Genomic DNA, 20985 nt, shown 5'->3' with positions numbered 1-20985 from the left:
TTAAGTAAGTATAATTCTCCAATATTAGGATAGAATACTAACACATGGCTTTCTAGTATTCCCCCCCTTTTATGGACAAAACGTATTGTGTTTTGTCCTTTTTTTATTCTCTATAAACCGTTCCATTCTCTTCATTGCTTCCATAAGCTGTTCAAGCGATGTTGCATACGAACAACGAATAAACCCTTCGCCACTTTCGCCAAATACACTTCCAGGTACAACAGCCACTTTTTCTTCTAATAATAACTGTTCTGCAAATTCCGCTGAAGATAGTCCGGTTGAAGAAATGGAAGGAAAGACATAAAATGCTCCGCCTGGCACATGACACGTTAATCCCATGTCATTAAAAGATGTCGTCATAAAATTACGGCGTTTCTTATAACTATCTCTCATCCGAATTACTTCATCATTCCCCGCACGTAACGCTTCAAGTGCTGCGAACTGAGACATCGTCGGTGCACACATCATAGAATATTGGTGAATTTTGAGCATTAATTCTGAAAAATGAACAGGAGCTGCAATCATACCAAGACGCCATCCTGTCATTGCAAATCCTTTTGAAAATCCTGAGATTAAAATCGTATGCTCGCGCATATTTTTAATACTCGCGAAACTTGTATATGCTTCGTCGTATACAAGTTCTGCATAAATTTCATCAGATAATACGATTAAATTGTACTTCTCAACAATCACTGCTATTTCTTCAAGCTCGGACTTGTTTAACATTGCACCTGTTGGGTTATTTGGTGAACAAAGTAAAATTGCCTTTGTCTTCGCTGTAATAGCTGCTTCAATTTGTTCTGGTTGTACTTTAAATTCATTTTCTAAAGTAGTCGCCACAGGAACTGGAACGCCTCCAGCTAATGTCACAAGCGGGGCATAAGAAACGAAACTTGGCTCAATAATGAGTACTTCGTCATCAGGATTTATAATGGCGCGCATCGCTACATCTAACGCCTGACTTGCTCCAACTGTAACAATGATTTCATCGTTTGGATCATAAGAAACTGCAAATTGTTTTTTTAGATACTTTGCTATTTCTTGACGGAGCTCCAATAATCCTGCATTTGCTGTATATGACGTATATCCTTGTTCTAAAGAACGGATACATGCTTGCCTCACATTCCAAGGTGTAACGAAATCAGGCTCTCCTACTCCAAGCGAAATAACACCTTTCATATTTGCTGCTAAATCGAAAAACTTTCGAATACCAGATGGTTGTAAAGATTCCGCTGCTCTAGATAGTTCAAATTGCTTCATGGTGTCACCACAATTCGCTTATCATCATCGTTTTTTTCATAAATAATTCCCTCATGTTTATACTTCTTCAAAATGAAATGCGTTGTCGTAGAAACGACAGATTCAATTGTTGCTAATTTCTCAGAAACAAACATCGCCACTTCTCCCATTGTCTTTCCTTCTAATGTAATAGAAAGGTCATATGTCCCTGACATTAAATACACAGATTTCACTTCTGAATAGCGATAAATTTGCTCAGCAACCGCATCGAACCCAACGCCGTGCTTTGGCGTAACTTTCACATCAATCATTGCCGTTAAACCTGTATGTTCTTTCACCTTCGTCCAATCGATATGTGTTACATAATCCACGATAATCTTTTCCGCTTCTAATTTTTCAACCATTTTCTTTACTTCTTCTACTTCTATATTTAACAGCTTCGCTAATGTATCTACAGTTAATCGACTACTTTTTTCAAGACAAGCTAATAATTCTAATTCTTTTTCTGTCACCATATAAATCATCCTTCCTTTTCGTTTGTGTCTAAATTATACAAATAGCCTTTCCAGTTTGAAAAGAAGATTTTTTTAGTGAATTATGTCAAAATAAAGTGAAACTTTAATCAGCGGATAAATGCGTGATAAAGCGAAAGGGGATGGAACCGTGAAACCAAAAGTTTATATTGCTGAACCAGTTCCAACATTTGTAGAAAACTATTTATCAGAACACTGTGATTATGAAAAATGGGAGCAAAATGAGAAGGTACCTCGTGATGTTCTACTAGAGAAAATACAAGATAAAGATGGTTTATTAAATTTCGGATCTGCTATTAATGAAGAATTATTGGAGGCGGCTCCTAACTTAAAAGTAGTAAGCAACATTTCTGTCGGTTACGATAATTTTGATTTACAAGCGATGGAAAAGCGCAATGTCCTCGGAACAAATACACCTTACGTACTAGATGATACAGTAGCTGACCTCGTTTTTGCTCTTATGTTATCTGCTGGTCGTCGTGTTTGTGAACTCGACTCCTACGTAAAAAATGGTAAATGGAATGCGGAAATTGGAAAAGAGCACTTTGGGCTAGATGTACACCATAGTACAATCGGCATTATCGGTATGGGCCGAATTGGTGAAGCTGTTGCAAAACGAGCGAAATTCGGATTTGATATGGATGTTCTTTATTATAACCGTCGCCGAAAAGAAGAAGCTGAACAAAAATTCGATGCTACATATTGTGATTTACAGACGCTACTCAAACAGTCTGACTTTATCGTTCTTCTTACTCCATTAACAGATGAAACGTACCATCTTATCGGAGAAAAGGAATTTTCATTCATGAAAGAAACAGCTATCTTCATTAATGCTTCTCGCGGGAAAACAGTAGATGAAGAAGCGTTAATTCATGCGTTAACAGAAAAGAAAATCTTTGCAGCAGGCATCGATACTTTTACACAAGAGCCGATTCAAAAAGATAATCCGCTCTTATCCTTACAAAATGTTGTGACCTTACCACATATCGGATCTGCAACATTAAAAACTAGGCAACAAATGGCTATGACCGCCGCTGAAAATTTAGTTGCAGCGTTACAAGGAAAAACACCGCCTAATATTGTTCGCGGGTAATACTGAATATACGAAAGGCAAGATGACATCGTCATCTTGCCTTTTTTTGTTAACATATTTTTTTCTGCCTTGGAAATGATATGAACAAAAATCAATGGAGTGACAAAAAATGAATCACGAATCTACTTGTCCTTATTTCACTTTTTCCACTCGCGGCACTACTGTTCATTACGAATTGTATGAACATGAAAATAAAACAGAACGTCCTACTTTCGTACTCGTTCACGGCTTTTTATCTTCCTCATTCAGCTACCGCCGTCTTATTCCTTTATTATCGAAAGAAGGAACAGTCATTGCTCTTGATTTACCACCGTTCGGAAAGAGTGATAAGTCTCATCTATTTAAGTATTCTTATCATAATTTAGCAACGATTATAATCGATTTAATTGAACACTTATCTCTCTCAAACATTGTGTTAGTTGGACATTCTATGGGCGGCCAAATTTCACTTTACGTAAACCGTATACGTCCTGAATTAATTTCAAAGACAATTTTACTATGTAGCTCGAGTTATTTAGCACGGGCAAACTTACCTTTAATGTATTCTTCTTATTTACCGTTCTTTCATTTATACGTAAAGAATTGGATTATACGGCGCGGCATTGTTCATAACTTAATGAATGTCGTTCATGATCATTCATTAATTGACGATGAAATGAAGGCTGGTTACTCCGCTCCTTTTTATGACAACCGTATATTCCCCGCTTTAACTCGTATGATACGAGATCGTGAAGGTGACTTATCTTCAACTGAATTACAAAAAATCGAAACACCTACGCTACTCATTTGGGGTGAAAAAGATCGGGTCGTCCCTGTACATGTAGGTCATCGTCTGCACAAAGATTTACCGAATTCGAAATTTATTTCTTACGAAAATACAGGGCATTTACTACCTGAAGAAAAACCGGAACATGTTTATGAAGAAATTATCGCTTTTTCTGCGCAATAATATCAAAAAGGCTGTCGGAAATTCCGACAGCCTACAATGAACAACTTCCGCCTTCTTTTATTACAAGTAATTCCACAGCTAACTTCTCACATTTTTCAAGCGCAGGTACTTCCTCAAAAGACATAAAGTATATATGTTGAATCTTCTTTGCGATGTATTTTGAATCATCAAACACACTTGCGACGTTCACAACATCGCTCGCTTCTGTTTCATAAAACTCCGGTCCCATTTGAAACGGATCCCAATTCTTCACAACCTCTATCATCTTTTCATATGTACCCATTCGCTTCCCGCCTTTTCACTTTTTAATACTTTTCTTTATCCTATCACATCAGCTATTCTATAAGAAGAGAGAGAACTTTCATAACTTAACGGTTTTACAGAAGAAGGGAGCAAACTTATGCAACTATTTCATAAAGCAGTCAATCGCCGTGGAACTCATAGTACAAAATGGGATACATATAAAAACGAAGAACTTATCCACGCGTGGATTGCTGATATGGATTTTGAAGTACCTCAACCAATTCAAACTGCTTTAAAGCAACGTATCGAGCATCCTATTTTCGGCTATACACTTCCTCCCGAAAATATTGGCGATATTATTTGTAACTGGACAAAAAAACAGTACAACTGGGATATTCAAAAAGAATGGATTGTCTTTAGCGCCGGAATCGTTCCAGCTCTTAGTGCGAGCATACAGGCCTTCACAAAGGAAAACGAATCCGTTCTCGTACAACCACCTATTTATCCCCCATTTTTCGAAATGGTCACAACAAACAATAGACAATTATGCGTAAGTCCATTACAGAAACACAATGATACATATGCGATAGACTTCGAACATTTAGAAAAGCAATTTCAACAAGGCGTCAAACTTATGCTTCTTTGCAGTCCTCACAACCCGATAGGGCGTGTTTGGACGAAAGAGGAATTAACAAAGCTTGGATCTTTATGTACAAAATATAATGTAATCGTTGTCGCAGATGAAATTCATTCCGATATTATTTACGCAAATCATACACATACACCGTTCGCTTCTTTATCTGAAGAACTAGCAGCGCGCACGATAACTTGTATGGCTCCAAGTAAAACATTTAATATCGCTGGATTACAAGCATCGATTATTATCATTCCAAATGAAAAACTCCGTCAAGCCTTTACATCTATCCAATATAGACAAGGCTTCCACGGATTAAATACATTTGCCTATACAGCGATGGTAAGTGCCTATACAGAATGTAACGATTGGCTAAATGAAATTCGATTATATATAGAAGATAACGCTAAGTTCGCTTGTGAATATATGAAAGATCACATACCTGCTCTTTCCGTAACGAAGCCAGAAGGTAGCTTTTTGTTATGGATTGATTGCTCTCGCCTACAGCTTTCTCAAGATGAGCGCACTAAATTGCTCGAAGAAAAAGGAAAAATTATTGTTGAACCTGGTGAGAAATACGGATTAGGCGGCGAAGAACATATTCGAATTAACATCGGCTGTCCAAGGTCTGTTTTAGAAGAAATTTTAAATAGGCTGCGCCATACGTTTTCATAATAAGAAAGGAGGCTATTTTGGACAGCCTCCTTTGTCATATTTTGTCGGTAAGTCGATATATTTTAAAAATCGCCGATATATTTTGAGTTACGGTCGATATATTCCAATAATCGCCGATATATTTTCACTTACACTACAAAAAAGCTACCGCGCACGGTAGCTTTTACTTTTTCTTCATATCCGACGCTTTTTTTACAATAACCCCACAAGCAATTCGATCACCTGATTTACCTGTCGGTTGTGTCATACCATCATCAGCATTTTCTGTAATAATAATAGACGCTCCATCTTTTCTATGAATCGTCGTTTTCCCTTCTTCAAGCGTTATATGTGGCGCATCAATTTCTGCTTTAATTTTCCCGGAACCGTCTGCAATTACGTTCGGTAAATCACCGTTTTCTGCACCCTTCGGATTAAGGAGTCCATGCTTTTTATTATCAGGGTTAAAATGATTCCCAGATGATTCAAAACGCGGTGCTTTACACTCACCAATTTCATGTACATGTATGCCGTGTGGGCCAGGTGTGAACCCTTCCCCTTTAATCTTAATTTTTACTCCGCTTGTTTGCTGCACTACTTTCGCAGTCCCCACTTCATCACCTGAAGCATTATGTAATTTCACGTCAATTTCTTTCGGCTTTCCTTGGTCACAACCTGCCATCAGAAATAGTAAACAACAACTGAAAAAAAGCCGTTTTTTCATTTTATTCCCTCCAAAATACATTCTGCCCTTAGATTGTCCGAGCATAGAGGGAAACATACAAAAATGAGTTACTGTTTCTTTTCAGCTAACAGCTTTTCTTCAACTTTCTGTAATCGATCTGCTTCTCGTTTTGATACACGAATGAACATACGCCACGTGGCAACCGCACCGATAATAAATAGAACACAAACAATCCCTGGAATAATATATTCTGTTTTATCTTCCGGAAAATATAATGGCATCATATAAATCACTCCTTATTATAGGATTCGCAAAACATCAGAATTTTCTGTTATATTATTTTAAATTATAGTGGAACCTATCCACATTCTCAAGGGGGCATTCCGAACGCGAATGATTTCTTTGACTCCTTCTCCTACTTTCCTTACTATAAACTTGAGGTGAAAAATATGAGAGAAACATTTGAAATTGGCGAAATCGTTACTGGTATTTATAAAACGGGAAAATACATTGGCGAAGTTACAAATAGCCGCCCTGGCAGTTACGTCGTAAAAGTATTAGCTGTTTTAAAACATCCGGTGCAAGGTGACTTACATAACGTAAAACAAGCTGACGTACCATTTTTCCACGAAAGACGTGCTTTAGCTTTTCGTGAACAGACGAACATTCCAGAGCAAATGGTGAAGAAATATGAAGGAGAAATTCCAGATTATACAGATTCACTCAAATTAGCATTAGAAACTCAAATGAATTCATTTTCTGAAGATGATTCACCTTTTGCAGTTCGTAGTCTAGAAACATTAGAGCAATTAAAAAAAGACTACAAACTTTAAAAAAACAAAACGACCAAATTACATACTGTGCAATTTGGTCGTTACTGTGTACTCACTTTCTTTAACACTTTTGAAAAATCAACGAGTTCCCCTAATGTTGGAGGTGCTGGTTTCACTAAATACTCTTTATCTTTTTCTACTAACTTAAAAATATTATACGTCGTCATCGCATCATCTAGCGCACAATGATGCTTACCCGTCCCTACTTTTCCATACGCCTCAATTGCTTTCCACAGTCCTGTTTGATTTCTCTCACCAAAAAACTTCTTATACTCAAGTGATAAATCACGACACTGTCCTTGGAAAGGAAAATCTACTCCCGCTTTTTCACAATTATGCTTCAACACTTTCATATCCATATTTCCCCACGTAACAATGGTCGGTTTACATCTCTTTTCATATTCTGCAAGTTTTTCAACGAGTTCTGGAAACGAAATTCCTTTATCTACGACTTCTTGTTTAATCCCTAAAAACTTCTTACATCGATCCGTTAAAGATGGAAAAGTTTTCGGCCTAACATGAGCTGAATACGTATCTTCTACCTTACAGCCAACAACCGAAACGAGTCCTACCTCAATAATCTCCGGGAAAAATCCTTTTGGTTTTTTTCTGTGCTGGGGCATCGTAAACTCAAAATCCAAAAATAAAAATTGTTGTTCATTCATACGATCCCTTCCTTATCATCTTTGTCATTCCTTTCTATTTGACACTCCTACACGAACAAGCTCGAATGCTAATTCCATTTTAAATATTCAGATTGGATGTATCTTATATATATGTCAAATGCCCGCAAATATTTTTAAAAATAAGAAAAAGTAACCTTTGCAGAAAATATAACAAAATAAGCCCTTTCATTTACATCCGACATTTTTCTACTTTATAATGACGTTATGTGTGTTTCATCTAGTTAATTTTTGACACACTAAGAAAAGTGAATGAAAGGAGATGAGAGTTTTGCACGAAACAACGCAAGAGCTCGCAAACTGGCAGTATTATTTTGCTATCGCAGTCTTTTTAATTACATATGCCATTATTATTTCTGAAAAAATTAATCGCGCTGTCATCGCACTTCTTGGCGCAGCACTCATGGTAATTATGGGGGTTGTTGATTTACACAATGCCTTTACGAAACATATTGAATGGGGGACGATTACACTACTCATCGGTATGATGATTTTGGTGAACATTACGAGTAAATCGGGCGTCTTCCAATACGTTGCCATTAAAGCAGCAAAAGGAGCGCAAGGAAATCCAATTAAAATTTTAATTTCACTTTCCTTACTTACTGCACTTGGTTCCGCGTTTTTAGATAACGTTACAACTGTACTTCTTGTTGTTCCAGTTACTTTATCTATTACGCGCATACTGCAAGTAAATCCTGTTCCTTATTTACTTTCTGAAATTATTTTTTCAAACATCGGGGGAACAGCAACATTAATTGGTGATCCACCTAACATTATGATTGGTTCTGCCAATAAGCATTTAGATTTCAATGCTTTCTTGCTAAACTTAGCGCCAATCGTAATTATTATCATTGGTGTGACAGCGACAATCCTTTACTTCATGTACCGCAAACAATTAATCGCTGATCCTGTACAAGTTAAAAAATTAATGAGTTTAGATGAAAAACAATACATTAAAGATCCAGTATTAATGAAAAAGTCTTTAACAGTACTTGGACTTACAATTGTAGGTTTCATGACCCATTCCATTTTCCACGTCGATGCAGCTATCATCGCTTTAACTGGTGCTACTGTACTTATGTTAATCGGTGTAAAAGAACATGAAATTGAAGAAGTATTCGCAAGTGTAGAATGGGTAACAATCTTCTTCTTCGCAGGACTATTCGTACTCGTTGGAGGACTTATCGATATCGGTCTTATTAAAATGTTAGCTCAAAAAGTAATTGGCATAACAGGCGGAGATATTTCTTACGCATCTATCCTTATTTTATGGGTATCTGGTATCGCCTCTGCAACGATTGATAACATTCCATTCGTTGCAACAATGATTCCTCTTATTAACGATATGGCTGTCGGATTAGGTTTATCACCTGCTGACGCGCAAATCGACGTATTATGGTGGGCATTAGCATTAGGTGCTTGTCTAGGCGGAAACGGAACATTAATCGGCGCTTCTGCTAACGTAATCGTTGCAGGTATCGCAAGCCGAGAAGGACATAAATTTAGCTACATGGACTTCTTAAAAGTCGGTTTCCCAATTATGATCGTTTCATTAATCATTTCTCATATTTATATTTATGTACGCTACCTTATGTAGCACAAAAAGCGCCCTGCTTTCAGGGCGCTTTTTCTATCTCAAATATTACATATACTACTCGTTATACCTCACCGGCTCATTTCGAATAATGAACAAGTGAATCGGCAAGAACACCGAAAATGTGATGACATGAATAATTGTAAATAATATAGAGTTCGTTCCATATCTGTCTAAGATAGCGTAGATGAGATAAATGGACAACACAATCGATACAGCTGTTGCTAGTATACTTATAATTGGTACAAAATTAAAAATGAAACACGCGACATATATGCCGAATACTTTCCATCCTGCTTCTTCTTTCAAGAAATCTGGTAATTTATCTTTTGCTAAATCGCCCCACGTTTTACTATTTATAAAAGGAATAAAAGCAAGAACCCCATCCGTTGCACCATCATTTTTCGCCATCGTATACAGTGCAAAAGCCGTTAACAAATACGAAATAATTGCCCAAATTATGATAACAAGAATAAACGCAAAACTAAGAGCAAAGAAACCTGCTAGTACGCCTTGATCTTCCATCTTATCCTCTCCTCTCTACTTTCAACATATTTCGTTACATGGCAAGTTATGTTTTAAAATTCAACCAAACTCTCTGTATAATGAAATAAGCAAGATAATAAGAGAGGAGAATGTACTTATGCACCCATTTGTAAAAGCATTACAAGAGCACTTCATAGCAAATCAAAACCCAGAAAAAGCAGAACCGATGGCACGTTATATGAAAAATCACTTCCCGTTTCTTGGTATTCAAACTCCCGAGAGAAGACAATTATTGAAAGACGTCATTCAAATACATACGCTCCCAGACCAAAAAGACTTCCAAGTTATCGTACGTGAGCTTTGGGATTTACCAGAACGAGAATTTCAGGCAGCCGCACTCGATATGATGCAAAAATATAAAAAGCATATAAACGAAACGCATATCCCCTTCTTAGAAGAACTCATTGTAACAAAATCTTGGTGGGACACTGTCGATAGCATCGTCCCTACATTTTTAGGTACTATTTTTTTACAACATCCCGAATTGATTTCTGCCTATATTCCAAAATGGATTGCATCAAATAACATATGGTTACAACGCGCCGCTATTTTATTCCAGCTAAAATATAAACAAAAGATGGATGAAGAACTTCTTTTTTGGGTTATTGGACAACTACATTCTTCGAAAGAATTTTTCATTCAAAAAGCGATTGGATGGGTACTTCGCGAATATGCAAAAACAAAGCCCGATGTCGTTTGGGAATACGTGCAAAATAACGAGCTTGCCCCGCTCAGCAGGCGTGAAGCAATTAAGCACATTAAACAAAATTACGGAATAAATAACGAAAAAATAGGCGAGACTCTATCGTAGATAGACGCGTTCCTCTATTGAGATTTAAAAAAGAACGTGTTAGAATATGTTCATTATTATTAATATAAGTAGCGATGACGGACTTATAAGTACTTGCACAAAAAGCGATTCAGGGATAGTGAAAGCCTGAAGCCGCAAGGAAACGGCAGTCTCGAGCAATACGTGATAAAGTGGATGCACCTTTTGTGTATCAACTAGGGTGGAACCGCGGGCAAACGCTCGTCCCTAGGCAATAAAGCCTTGGGATGAGCGTTTTTTTATGTTTTTTAAAGCATATACTGCTCGTTTCACAAGTTACCTGAGCACGTCATCGCCAATACGTTAACTTTCAAAAGGAGGATTTTATTATGTATTCAATGGAACAAGTAGTAAACTTAGCGAAACATCGCGGTTTCGTTTTCCCTGGTTCTGAAATTTACGGTGGTCTTGCAAACACTTGGGATTACGGTCCACTTGGAATCGAATTAAAAAATAACGTTAAAAAAGCTTGGTGGAAAAAATTCATTCAAGAATCCCCATACAACGTTGGTTTAGACGCAGCTATTTTAATGAACCCAAAAACTTGGATCGCTTCTGGTCACGTTGGTAACTTCAACGATCCAATGATCGACTGTAAAAAATGTAAAGCGCGTCACCGTGCTGACAAATTAATTGAAGATGCATTAGATGCAAAAGGCATCGAAATGGTTGTTGATGGTCTTACTTTCGACCAAATGGCTGACTTAATGAAAGAACATGAAGTAAAATGTCCTGATTGCGGTAGTGAAGAATTCACTGAAATCCGTCAGTTCAACTTAATGTTCAAAACATTCCAAGGTGTTACAGAGTCTAGCACAAACGAAATCTTCCTTCGTCCAGAAACAGCACAAGGTATTTTCGTAAACTTCAAAAACGTACAACGCTCTATGCGTAAAAAGCTTCCATTTGGTATTGGCCAAATCGGTAAGAGCTTCCGTAACGAAATCACGCCTGGTAACTTCACATTCCGTACACGTGAATTCGAACAAATGGAACTTGAATTCTTCTGTAAGCCTGGTGAAGATTTAGAGTGGTTCGCATTCTGGCGTGAAACTTGTAAGAACTGGTTACTTTCACTTGGTATGACTGAAGAAAGCATGCGTCTTCGTGACCACGGTGAAGAGGAATTATCTCACTACAGTAACGCGACAACTGACATTGAATTCAAATTCCCATTCGGTTGGGGCGAACTATGGGGCGTTGCATCTCGTACAGACTTCGATTTAAAACGTCACATGGAACACTCTAACGAAGACTTTAACTATATTGATCCACAAACGAATGAACGTTACGTACCATACTGCATCGAGCCATCTTTAGGTGCTGACCGCGTAACATTAGCATTCTTATGTGATGCATACGAAGAAGAGCAATTAGAAAACGATTCTCGTACAGTTCTTCGTTTCCACCCTGCTTTAGCACCATACAAAGCAGCTATCTTACCATTATCTAAAAAGCTATCTGAAGGTGCTACTGAAGTATTTGCAGAACTAGCTAAAGACTTCATGGTAGACTTTGACGAAACTGGTTCTATCGGTAAACGTTACCGTCGTCAAGACGAAATCGGTACACCATTCTGTATCACTTACGACTTCGACTCAGTTGAAGACAAAGCTGTTACAGTACGTGACCGTGACACAATGGAACAAGTTCGTATGCCAATTAGCGAACTAAAAGGTTTCTTAGAGAAGAAAATCCAGTTCTAATTATAAGAAAAAGAGGCTGCTCTAATGAGCGCCTCTTTTTTTACTTTTCACGTTTTTCTTTAATTGCTACTGTACATCTTGAAATACATAATAAATCGTCATTCTCATCAATGATACGTACATCCCAAACCATCGTTGAGTTTCCTCTATGTATCGGTGTTCCGATCGCTGTTACAATTCCATCTTTCTTTGAGCGAATATGATTTGCATTAATTTCTAGACCGAAACAGATGCATTTTTCTTGATCAATTAAATTGTATGAACCGACACTTGCTACTGTTTCCGCCAACGCAACAGAAGCACCACCATGTAAAAATCCAAATGGCTGATGCGTACGCTCATCTACGGGCATCGTAGCAACCACCTTATCTTCTGTCATCTCTAACAACTCAATTCCAAGTGAATCCATTAAAGTTTTTGCCATATCGTTTCCCCCTTCTCTTACTTTAATAAAATGTATAATTTTACCTATTTATTTTCAAACTACTTATAACACTTATATAAGGAGGTTTCACCTAAATGAAACAGAAATTTTGTATATTACTGCTTATGTGCTCCTTGCTGACTATTGTACCAAATTGTGCACTAGTAGCCAAAGCATCCAACCTGACAATCGATGTTCAGACTGTCACACAAAAAGGTAAGAAACCTTATATAGAATATCAAATTAACAGACCTTCTTTTCATAACTTTTCCGATTCTAAATTTCAAAATAAGCTCAATTTCTATTACAAAAAATCTACTGACAAATTTAAAACCAAATTAGAAAAAGACGCAAAAAAATATTATAAAGAAACAGAAGGATCAAGTACACCATTTCATCCGTACGTGGCGAATGTTGATTATAAAGTCTCTTTAAATAAACCACCTTTTCTTAGCCTATATTTGAATTACTATCAATATACAGGCGGAGCACATGGTCTTTATACGTGGAAGGCAAACACATTCGATTTAAACGAAAAAAAGTTACTACACTTAGACGATTTATTTCAACAAAAAGATGCATACAAAGAAGTAATTCGTGCTGAGATTGTAAGACAAATTAAACAAAATGAAAGTATTTATTTTCCGGATGCATCTGAAAAAGTCATGAGCACGAAAAAGTTCCACTTCTTTTTAGAACCGGACAATCTCGTCATTTATTTCCCTTTATATGAGATTGCCCCTTATTCAAGTGGAATTCCGCAATTTCGTATTCCTTATACGTTGTTAAGAGACTATTTGAAGCCTTCTTATCAAAATATTTTAATTGACAACAAGTAAATCTTTTCGCTACGATAATGTTAACCTAAAAACAACAGGAGGTTAACATTATGAGAAGATTTCATGTTTTAGATTTAGCATTAGCTGCCATGTTCGTTGCTCTTATGGCCATTGGTGCAAATATTGTATCTTGGGCACCATTCTTACAAATAGCGGGCGTCCCACTATCTATGCAACCATTTTTCGCAATTTTAGCAGGGCTTCTTCTTGGAAGTAGACTTGGTGCATTATCAATGACCGTTTACATGCTTGTTGGAGTAGCAGGTGCGCCAATCTTCGCTAACTTCAAAGCTGGATTTGGAGCACTTTTAGATCCTACTGGTGGCTTTATTATTGCATTTATTATCGTTGCTTACGTATCAGGAAAATTAGTAGAACAAAAGGAACGACCGACATTTCGTACATTTGCAATTGCTTCGTTCACAGGAATCATTTTAACGTATATTATCGGTACTACTTACATGTACGGAGCAGTCAATCTCTTCATGGGTGGTAATATGAGCTATAAAGCTGCTTGGATGATTATGATGTGGTTTGCAGTAAAAGATATTGCATTTACCATTATCGGTGCTATTATCGCACCTCGTATATACTATGCTGTACGCCGTTCCGCTTATCAGCATTCTCATTCGACGATTTCATAAGAAAAAGGAGTTGTTCCTACTGGAACAACTCCTTTTTTATATTAAGACTCTTGATTCGTTTGTTCTTCTAAAATTTTCTTCATCATCGTAACCATGTCATCACGTAATTCTGGGTGTTGTAGTGCCATTTCGATTGTTGTTTGAACAAATCCTAACTTTTCACCTACGTCGTAGCGCTTTCCTTCGAAGTCGTAAGCGAATACACGTTGAATTTCGTTTAAGCTTTGAATCGCATCTGTTAACTGAATTTCACCACCAGCACCAACATGTTGCTGGTCTAAGAACATGAAGATTTCAGGTGTTAAAACGTAACGTCCCATAATTGCTAAGTTTGAAGGTGCTGTACCTGCTGCTGGTTTCTCAACGAAATTGCGAACTTGGTAACGACGTCCTTCCTGCTCTAACGGATCGATAATTCCGTAACGGTGTGTTTCATCTTCTGGAACCGTTTGTACACCAATAACAGAAGAAAGCGTTTTATCATATTCTTCAATTAATTGACGTAAACATGGTTTTTCAGCTTGAACGATATCATCACCTAATAAAACAGCAAATGGCTCATCACCAATGAATTTACGCGCACACCAAACAGCGTGACCTAATCCTTTTGGTTCTTTTTGACGAATATAGTGAATGTCTACCATTTTTGAAGAAGCCTGTACTTTTTCAAGTAACTCATACTTTTTCTTTTCTAATAAGTTTTGCTCTAACTCAAATGCATTATCAAAATGATCTTCAATAGAACGCTTCGTTTTACCAGTAACGATAATAATATCTTCGATTCCTGATTTTACTGCTTCTTCTACAATGTATTGGATAGTTGGTTTATCAACAATCGGTAACATTTCTTTCGGCATCGCTTTCGTTGCTGGTAAAAAACGTGTTCCTAATCCAGCTGCTGGGATTATCGCTTTTCTTACTTTTTTCATCACAAAATACCCTCTCTCCTGTCGGAATTCATAGCAATCATTTCCTACATAAAACAAAAGGGAGATCTCGCTCCCTTTTGTTCCTTACTACTTAAAATTACTTTATATTATAAACGATTCATAATATCTTCTTTAATAGTAAGTAACTTTTGTTCACTATTTTGTAAAGAATTATCTTGAACACCGAAGTAGAACTTAATCTTCGGTTCAGTTCCAGATGGACGTAGGCAGAACCAAGAACCATCTTCTAATTGATATTTTAACACATTTGATTTCGGTAAGTGAATCTCTTCTTTATGTCCATCTTGTAAAGATGTAATAATGCTCGCTTTATAGTCTTCAACTGCTACAACTGTTAAGCCCGCTACTTCTTTCGGAGGATTTTCACGGAATGTTGCCATCATTTCTTGAATTTGTTCCGCTCCATCTTTTCCTTTTAGCGTTAACGATACAAGATCTTCACGGAAGAAACCGTACTTCTCAAACACTTCTAATAGACCATCGTATAACGTTTTACCTTGTGATTTGTAGTATGCAGCTACTTCACATGCAAATAGAACAGATTGTACTGCATCTTTATCACGGCAGAATGGACGGATTAAATAACCATAGCTTTCCTCATAACCGAATTGGAATTCGTATTGTCCGCTTTCTTCATACTGTTTAATTTTCTCACCGATAAATTTAAATCCAGTTAACGTATCAACTGTATCTAAACCGTATGCTTTCGCGATTGTACGACCAATTTCAGACGTTACGATTGTTTTTAATACAACACCGTTCTCTGGTAGCGTTCCGTTTTCTTTCTTTTGAGATAATAAGTAATCAAGCATTAATGCACCTGTTTGGTTACCAGTTAATACTTGGAACTCACCATCGTGATTACGAACTGCTACACCAAGACGGTCTGCGTCAGGATCCGTTGCGATTAACACATCTGCGCCTACCTTCTCACCGTCACGAATTGCATATTCAAATGCTGCATGCTCTTCTGGGTTCGGTGATTTTACTGTAGAGAAGTTCGGATCTGGTAACTCTTGCTCTTTTACAACTGTTACATCTGTAAATCCAACTTCTTCTAAACCACGGCGTACAGAAATATTTGATGTTCCGTGTAGTGGTGTGAAGACGATTTTTAAGTCTTTCCCAACCTTTTGTACCATTTCTTTATTAATAATGACATTGTTCAATTCTGCAGCATATGCATCATCGACTTCTTGTCCAATAATATGTAATAAACCGTCAGCTTTTAATTGCTCCACATCAGCAACCTCAACTGTTAATTCATCTTCTACTGCGTTTACGTAGCTAATTAATTCATCAGCTTCTTTTGGAGGCAACTGCCCACCATCTTCACCGTATACTTTATAACCGTTATATTCAGGCGGATTATGACTTGCCGTAAGAACGATTCCACTCACTGTATGTAAATGACGAACTGCGAAAGAAAGCACTGGCGTTGGACGTAAGCTTTCAAACACATATGTTGTAATGCCGTGTGCACCTAGTGTAGCAGCAACTTCCATTGCGAACTCAGGTGATTTATGGCGAGAATCATACGCTACAACAACACCACGTTTCTTCGCTTCTTCACCTAACTTTTCAATAAACTTCGCTAATCCTTGTGTCGCTTTACGAACTGTATATACGTTCAGACGGTTCGTACCAGCACCAAGTTCACCACGCATACCACCTGTGCCGAATTCTAGATTTTTATAAAAGCTGTCCTCGATTTTTTTCTCATCTTGCTTCATGTTTTCTAACTGTTCTTTTAGTTCTGCATCTAACTCTGCATATGAAAGCCAGCGACTAAATTCTTGTTTCCAGTTCATACTTCTATCTCCTCTCGCTTGTCATACCTTTATTATATGAAAAAAACAACCTGTATCTCAATATTTTTTACAATCTAACAGGATTTTACTAGGAATATTTGTATACACTATGATTAAATACTCCACTAAAGGGAATGAGGATTATGCAAGAATGGGGCTTGTCAGAAGAGCTCAAAATACAAACAAAGCAAATGATTGAAATTGCTGAAAAAGAATTATCAATTATGAGGCAGGCAATTGATAAAGAAGATGAATGTATTTTGTGCAAGATGGAAGATATTCATCATATGTTAGCAAATGTACAAACACTGGCAGCTACATACTATATTCAAGCGTATTTATCACCTTATACAGAAAGCTCACAGTTCATTACAACAGCTGTTCAACATTTAAGTGCCAGAAAACATGGTGCTCTTATTGTTGTGGAACGAAACGAGCCACTTGAATCTTGTATTCAAACTGGAACAACATTACATGCTCATTTAACCGCACCACTGCTCGAATCGATTTTTTATCCAGGGAACCCTCTTCATGACGGAGCCGTTCTCGTTAAAAATAACCATATTGTTTCTGCTGCTAATATTCTTCCATTAACGAAAAGTACAGAAGTTGATCCTGAACTCGGAACACGTCACAGAGCTGCAATTGGCTTATCAGAAAAAAGCGATGCCCTTATTTTAGTTGTCTCTGAAGAAACGGGCCGCACTTCCTTTGCTTTAAACGGGACTTTATATACAATTTCTCTATAAAGTAAAATTACATCGGCCGTAACACCATATATCAATAAAAAAGGCTGTTCCAAAATGTAGGAACAGCCTTCTCTTATTATCCTATTCTTCTCCGAAACGTTCAACAAGTGTTGCAAGTGTACGTACCATTGCACCTGTCGCTCCAGCTGGTCCTAAATCATGCGCTCCTGATGATTCAGATGTTCCAGCGATGTCTAAGTGTACCCAAGGTGTATCTTCAGCGAATTCACCTAGGAATGTACCTGCCATAACCGCATGTCCTTCGCGGCCTGGTGAGTTATTTAAATCAGCAAACTTACTGTTTCTCACGCGTTCTTTATCACGATCAAAAATCGGTAATTGCCAAATTGATTCATCTGTTTCCATAGATGCCTCTAGTACTTGCTCGAATAACTCTTCATTGTTTGTCATTGCACCTGTCGTATGATTTCCAAGTGCAACAATTACTCCACCTGTCAATGTCGCAACATCAATAAGGTAGTTTGCACCTAATTTTTTAGCATACGTAATACCGTCAGCTAATGCTAAGCGACCTTCTGCATCTGTATTTAATACTTCAATTGTTTTTCCGCTCATAGATGTGATTACATCGTCTGGCTTAAATGCTGTACCACTTACAACGTTATCTGTTGATGGAATAACAGCGATCACATTTTGCTCTGGGCGAAGTTCACCGATAATTTCCATCGCACCTAATACAGCAGCCGCACCGCCCATATCACCTTTCATACCGACCATGCCTTCACGTGGTTTTAAAGAATAACCGCCTGTATCGTATGTGATTCCTTTTCCAACGAATCCAATAACATCTGTCCACTCTTCTTTTCCTTTATAAATAAGAGCGATCATTTTTGGTGGCTCTACACTACCTTGGTTTACTGCAAGTAACGCACCCATACCAAGCTCTTCCATCTCTTCTTTCTCAAGAACTTTATAATCCATATCATACTTCTCGGCTAACTCAACAGCATACTCAGCGAGCTTTTTCGCTGTTAATACGTTTGGCGGCATATTTACAAGTGTACGAGCTGAATTTGTTGCACGCCCATGTACGTAGCCAACTGTTAATGCAGCTTCAATTTCTTGTGTATCTTCCGCTGTAATAGCCGTGAACTTCTCTAGCTCCACACGATCCTTTTTATCTGATTTATACGTTTGTAACTCATATGTACCAAGGCCTTGTACTTCTGCTGCAATATGAGCGACATCAATCGCGTCTAATTTCTCTGTTACGAAAGAATCAAGCAAGATTGCTGCATCTTGTACTTTTGCTGCTTGCAATGTTTTAAATGCCTTACCAAGAGCCGCACGTAATGTTTCTGTCGTATAAGATTCTTTCTTACCTAAACCAACAAAATAATAGCGTTTTACCTCTGTTTTTCCTAAACTATGTACTTTTGAAATAGCTTTCTTCTTCGTAGAAAGTTCTTTCTCTTCTAATAAAACTTGTAATTGTCCTTCAAACGCTTTGTCCAGTTCTTGTACAAAACTACTCGTTTTCTCTTCTTCAAATAAGGCAACAATCACCGCTTCATGGCTTCCTAATTCTTTTTGTACGTGAAACATGTTCAGACCCCCTAAATTTCTCTACTCTATCTTTATTATAACTTTATTTTCGATAAAATGCGATAATTCTAACTTCTGTTACATCCTATATAAAATAAAAAAAGTCTAGCGTACTTACCACTAGACTATCTTTGTTTTAAATATTGACCACGAAACACTTGCATCGTTTCGTCTTGATTTAACATCGTTAACTCTTCTTCTGAAAACTTACCATTTCCTAGCTTAACTATATACACATTTACTTTTTTCTTACCCCATTGGCTATAAACATCTTTCACCGTATCATAATACAAATCAAGACGGTTTCCTTTTATTGCACCGCCCTTATCAGCTACTACACCATACCCATAACCTGGTATGAATAAAATTGTTCCAATCGGGAATACGCGTAAGTCCGCTGCGATTGTGGAATATAAATCCCTTTTCGCCTTAACACCTGAATATGTAATACCATACTCCGGATGTCCCGGCCTCTTACCAGTTGACTCAATTCCCGATGTATAACCTGTTGCAGTCATTTCAATTGAACGATATTTAGACCAGTCATTTGCCTGCTCTAAAGCATTTATCACTTCTTTACTCGGAGCAACATTTCTCTTAACTTCTGCTGCATGTACTTCTTTTGCACTCGTTCCCTCATATTTCTTTACAATATCTAATAAAGAAACTCCTGTGAAAGCATTCCATGTTACGCATAATGCGGATACAAGTAAACAAGTCATCATAATGCGAATACAATATCGTTTTAACATTTTTATATTCCACACTCCTTCATCGTTAATCATTCCCTATACGATGAAAGAATATGCAAAAAAATAATCTCCAATTGCATTGGAGATTAAAACATTTGATATCCGCTTTTCCGAAGTTTCTTAATGACGATTCCTGCTAAAACAGCACCAACCAATCCAGTAGATAAAATAAACAAATCTGCTTGTCCTAAATGCGATACACTTGTCCCAAATGAAGAGAATGTTTCTTTTGGCTTTGAAAAATAATCCCACACACTCGCCTTATTAATAATAAGCATACAAACAATCGGATATACAATAACCATTACCCATGTCGCTCGCAATATCATGTTGAGTAAAAATCCAATTCCAAAAAACAAAATGAAAAATAACATCATTGAAATAAGTAATACCGGTATACTCACTCTTTCTCCCTCTCCTTCGTACGTGCCGTAAATACGTGATAGGCTGTATAACCAAATTGCTCTCCTGGATTTAATGTTTTGTCCATTTCAAGATGTAATTCTGATTGTCTTTCTAACAAATATGTAATAAGCACAGACGTATTTGGATCGTCCGCAATCGTATCCGGATGTAGAAACGCTACTTCAGACAATTCCTTCTCCTGTACAATAATCTCTTCCCCTTCAGGCTCCAAAAGGAAAATAATCATATTATCACTAATCTCATTGCGAATCACACCCGATCTAACACCAATGATCCCCTTCACATGAGCGACAATACCTGTCTCTTCTAACACTTCACGCTTCACAGCTTCATCAACGGTCTCACCTTCATTTACAAAACCAGCCGGTAAAGACCATTTCCCCTTTAATCCACTGTATTTCTTCTTAACGAATAGCCACCTGCCATCTTTTGTAGCTACTAGGCCACTGACAGCTAACCATACTTTTCCTCGCTTCTCCATGATGCAGTACCCTCCTCTACCAGAACGGACAGAATATTCTTTCTTTTTATACATTATACTATATTTTTTAAATGAAAAAAGCAGAAACAGCTCTTAGCCGTTTCTGCTTTTTCTACTATATA

The 20985-nt window shown here is 37.4% G+C and carries 24 protein-coding genes; 10 read left to right on the top strand and 14 right to left on the bottom strand.

Annotated elements, in window-relative coordinates:
• Positions 1 to 69: 69 nt before the first annotated feature.
• Complete coding sequence (locus tag LMD38_RS02335) at positions 70 to 1260, bottom strand: aminotransferase (RefSeq protein ID WP_016718788.1); 1191 nt, start codon at positions 1258 to 1260, stop codon at positions 70 to 72.
• Positions 1257 to 1754: an Lrp/AsnC family transcriptional regulator gene (locus LMD38_RS02330; protein ID WP_000255706.1), complete on the bottom strand. Its 498-nt coding sequence runs from the start codon at positions 1752 to 1754 to the stop codon at positions 1257 to 1259. The genes LMD38_RS02335 and LMD38_RS02330 overlap by 4 nt, the downstream gene beginning before the upstream one ends.
• A gap of 118 nt (positions 1755 to 1872) precedes the next feature.
• Here LMD38_RS02330 and LMD38_RS02325 point away from each other — a divergent pair, with 118 nt between their 5' ends.
• Together LMD38_RS02325 and LMD38_RS02320 are read left to right on the top strand one after the other, a co-directional pair.
• The gene (locus LMD38_RS02325) at positions 1873 to 2865 is read left to right on the top strand and encodes a 2-hydroxyacid dehydrogenase (RefSeq protein WP_014893446.1); all 993 of its coding nucleotides are present in this window, start codon (positions 1873 to 1875) and stop codon (positions 2863 to 2865) included.
• A gap of 109 nt (positions 2866 to 2974) precedes the next feature.
• Positions 2975 to 3814: an alpha/beta fold hydrolase gene (locus LMD38_RS02320; RefSeq protein ID WP_046198672.1), complete on the top strand. Its 840-nt coding sequence runs from the start codon at positions 2975 to 2977 to the stop codon at positions 3812 to 3814.
• 31 nt (positions 3815 to 3845) lie between these two features.
• Here LMD38_RS02320 and LMD38_RS02315 read toward each other — a convergent pair whose 3' ends face one another.
• Positions 3846 to 4097 carry a YugE family protein gene (locus LMD38_RS02315; RefSeq protein WP_000537636.1) on the bottom strand — a complete coding sequence of 84 codons (252 nt, stop codon included), beginning with the start codon at positions 4095 to 4097 and terminating at the stop codon, positions 3846 to 3848.
• A 117-nt stretch (positions 4098 to 4214) separates the two neighbouring features.
• Here LMD38_RS02315 and LMD38_RS02310 point away from each other — a divergent pair, with 117 nt between their 5' ends.
• On the top strand, positions 4215 to 5366 hold the full coding sequence (locus LMD38_RS02310; protein ID WP_061183242.1) for a MalY/PatB family protein: 1152 nt from the start codon (positions 4215 to 4217) through the stop codon (positions 5364 to 5366).
• A 163-nt stretch (positions 5367 to 5529) separates the two neighbouring features.
• Here the strand turns inward: LMD38_RS02310 and sodC are convergent, their stop codons facing one another.
• A complete protein-coding gene (gene sodC, locus LMD38_RS02305; RefSeq protein ID WP_000746511.1) occupies positions 5530 to 6069 on the bottom strand; it encodes a superoxide dismutase [Cu-Zn] in 540 nt (179 codons plus the stop codon).
• Positions 6070 to 6137: 68 nt separating this feature from the next.
• Positions 6138 to 6314, bottom strand: a complete 177-nt coding sequence (locus LMD38_RS02300; protein WP_000982762.1) for a hypothetical protein — start codon at positions 6312 to 6314, stop codon at positions 6138 to 6140.
• Positions 6315 to 6479: 165 nt separating this feature from the next.
• On the opposite strand from LMD38_RS02300, the gene LMD38_RS02295 reads away from it, so the two are divergent.
• Positions 6480 to 6863 (top strand): kinase-associated lipoprotein KapB, encoded by a 384-nt coding sequence (locus LMD38_RS02295; RefSeq protein WP_001209341.1) that lies wholly within the window; start codon positions 6480 to 6482, stop codon positions 6861 to 6863.
• Positions 6864 to 6904: 41 nt separating this feature from the next.
• Here LMD38_RS02295 and kapD read toward each other — a convergent pair whose 3' ends face one another.
• A complete protein-coding gene (kapD, locus tag LMD38_RS02290; protein WP_001005369.1) occupies positions 6905 to 7528 on the bottom strand; it encodes a 3'-5' exonuclease KapD in 624 nt (207 codons plus the stop codon).
• A 289-nt stretch (positions 7529 to 7817) separates the two neighbouring features.
• Between kapD and LMD38_RS02285 the strand changes: the two genes are divergently transcribed.
• Positions 7818 to 9143 (top strand): ArsB/NhaD family transporter, encoded by a 1326-nt coding sequence (locus tag LMD38_RS02285; protein ID WP_000545225.1) that lies wholly within the window; start codon positions 7818 to 7820, stop codon positions 9141 to 9143.
• A 54-nt stretch (positions 9144 to 9197) separates the two neighbouring features.
• Here the strand turns inward: LMD38_RS02285 and LMD38_RS02280 are convergent, their stop codons facing one another.
• Positions 9198 to 9665 carry a hypothetical protein gene (locus LMD38_RS02280; RefSeq protein ID WP_000390059.1) on the bottom strand — a complete coding sequence of 156 codons (468 nt, stop codon included), beginning with the start codon at positions 9663 to 9665 and terminating at the stop codon, positions 9198 to 9200.
• A gap of 118 nt (positions 9666 to 9783) precedes the next feature.
• Here LMD38_RS02280 and LMD38_RS02275 point away from each other — a divergent pair, with 118 nt between their 5' ends.
• Together LMD38_RS02275 and LMD38_RS02270 are read left to right on the top strand one after the other, a co-directional pair.
• Positions 9784 to 10497, top strand: a complete 714-nt coding sequence (locus tag LMD38_RS02275; RefSeq protein ID WP_062822301.1) for a DNA alkylation repair protein — start codon at positions 9784 to 9786, stop codon at positions 10495 to 10497.
• A gap of 347 nt (positions 10498 to 10844) precedes the next feature.
• The gene (locus tag LMD38_RS02270; protein ID WP_000287154.1) at positions 10845 to 12221 is read left to right on the top strand and encodes a glycine--tRNA ligase; all 1377 of its coding nucleotides are present in this window, start codon (positions 10845 to 10847) and stop codon (positions 12219 to 12221) included.
• A 40-nt stretch (positions 12222 to 12261) separates the two neighbouring features.
• Here the strand turns inward: LMD38_RS02270 and LMD38_RS02265 are convergent, their stop codons facing one another.
• The gene (locus tag LMD38_RS02265) at positions 12262 to 12645 is read right to left on the bottom strand and encodes a hotdog fold thioesterase (RefSeq protein WP_001140611.1); all 384 of its coding nucleotides are present in this window, start codon (positions 12643 to 12645) and stop codon (positions 12262 to 12264) included.
• A gap of 95 nt (positions 12646 to 12740) precedes the next feature.
• Between LMD38_RS02265 and LMD38_RS02260 the strand changes: the two genes are divergently transcribed.
• Positions 12741 to 13484: a DUF3298 and DUF4163 domain-containing protein gene (locus LMD38_RS02260; protein WP_014893444.1), complete on the top strand. Its 744-nt coding sequence runs from the start codon at positions 12741 to 12743 to the stop codon at positions 13482 to 13484.
• A 50-nt stretch (positions 13485 to 13534) separates the two neighbouring features.
• Positions 13535 to 14128: a biotin transporter BioY gene (locus tag LMD38_RS02255; protein WP_048553477.1), complete on the top strand. Its 594-nt coding sequence runs from the start codon at positions 13535 to 13537 to the stop codon at positions 14126 to 14128.
• Positions 14129 to 14169: 41 nt separating this feature from the next.
• Here LMD38_RS02255 and galU read toward each other — a convergent pair whose 3' ends face one another.
• Positions 14170 to 15057 carry a UTP--glucose-1-phosphate uridylyltransferase GalU gene (galU, locus tag LMD38_RS02250; RefSeq protein WP_061183246.1) on the bottom strand — a complete coding sequence of 296 codons (888 nt, stop codon included), beginning with the start codon at positions 15055 to 15057 and terminating at the stop codon, positions 14170 to 14172.
• Between the two features lie 107 nt (positions 15058 to 15164).
• Positions 15165 to 16889, bottom strand: a complete 1725-nt coding sequence (locus LMD38_RS02245; protein WP_016718795.1) for a phospho-sugar mutase — start codon at positions 16887 to 16889, stop codon at positions 15165 to 15167.
• Positions 16890 to 17032: 143 nt separating this feature from the next.
• On the opposite strand from LMD38_RS02245, the gene cdaS reads away from it, so the two are divergent.
• Positions 17033 to 17638, top strand: coding sequence for a sporulation-specific diadenylate cyclase CdaS (gene cdaS, locus LMD38_RS02240; RefSeq protein WP_001158738.1), 606 nt, complete (start codon positions 17033 to 17035; stop codon positions 17636 to 17638).
• A gap of 81 nt (positions 17639 to 17719) precedes the next feature.
• Here cdaS and pepA read toward each other — a convergent pair whose 3' ends face one another.
• The 4 genes from pepA to LMD38_RS02220 form a co-directional block, all read right to left on the bottom strand.
• Positions 17720 to 19204 (bottom strand): cytosol aminopeptidase, encoded by a 1485-nt coding sequence (gene pepA, locus LMD38_RS02235; protein WP_062822299.1) that lies wholly within the window; start codon positions 19202 to 19204, stop codon positions 17720 to 17722.
• Positions 19205 to 19329: 125 nt separating this feature from the next.
• Positions 19330 to 19956: a 3D domain-containing protein gene (locus tag LMD38_RS02230; protein ID WP_062822306.1), complete on the bottom strand. Its 627-nt coding sequence runs from the start codon at positions 19954 to 19956 to the stop codon at positions 19330 to 19332.
• Positions 19957 to 20042: 86 nt separating this feature from the next.
• Positions 20043 to 20360, bottom strand: coding sequence for a YuiB family protein (locus tag LMD38_RS02225; protein WP_016718797.1), 318 nt, complete (start codon positions 20358 to 20360; stop codon positions 20043 to 20045).
• A complete protein-coding gene (locus LMD38_RS02220; RefSeq protein ID WP_000415312.1) occupies positions 20357 to 20863 on the bottom strand; it encodes an NUDIX hydrolase in 507 nt (168 codons plus the stop codon). Before LMD38_RS02220 ends, LMD38_RS02225 begins: the two co-directional genes overlap by 4 nt.
• Positions 20864 to 20985: the final 122 nt, after the last annotated feature.

Source organism: Bacillus pacificus, from assembly GCF_020861345.1.
In the GTDB taxonomy this organism is placed as follows: domain Bacteria; phylum Bacillota; class Bacilli; order Bacillales; family Bacillaceae_G; genus Bacillus_A; species Bacillus_A pacificus.
This window is presented reverse-complemented; position numbering and strand designations above follow the sequence as displayed.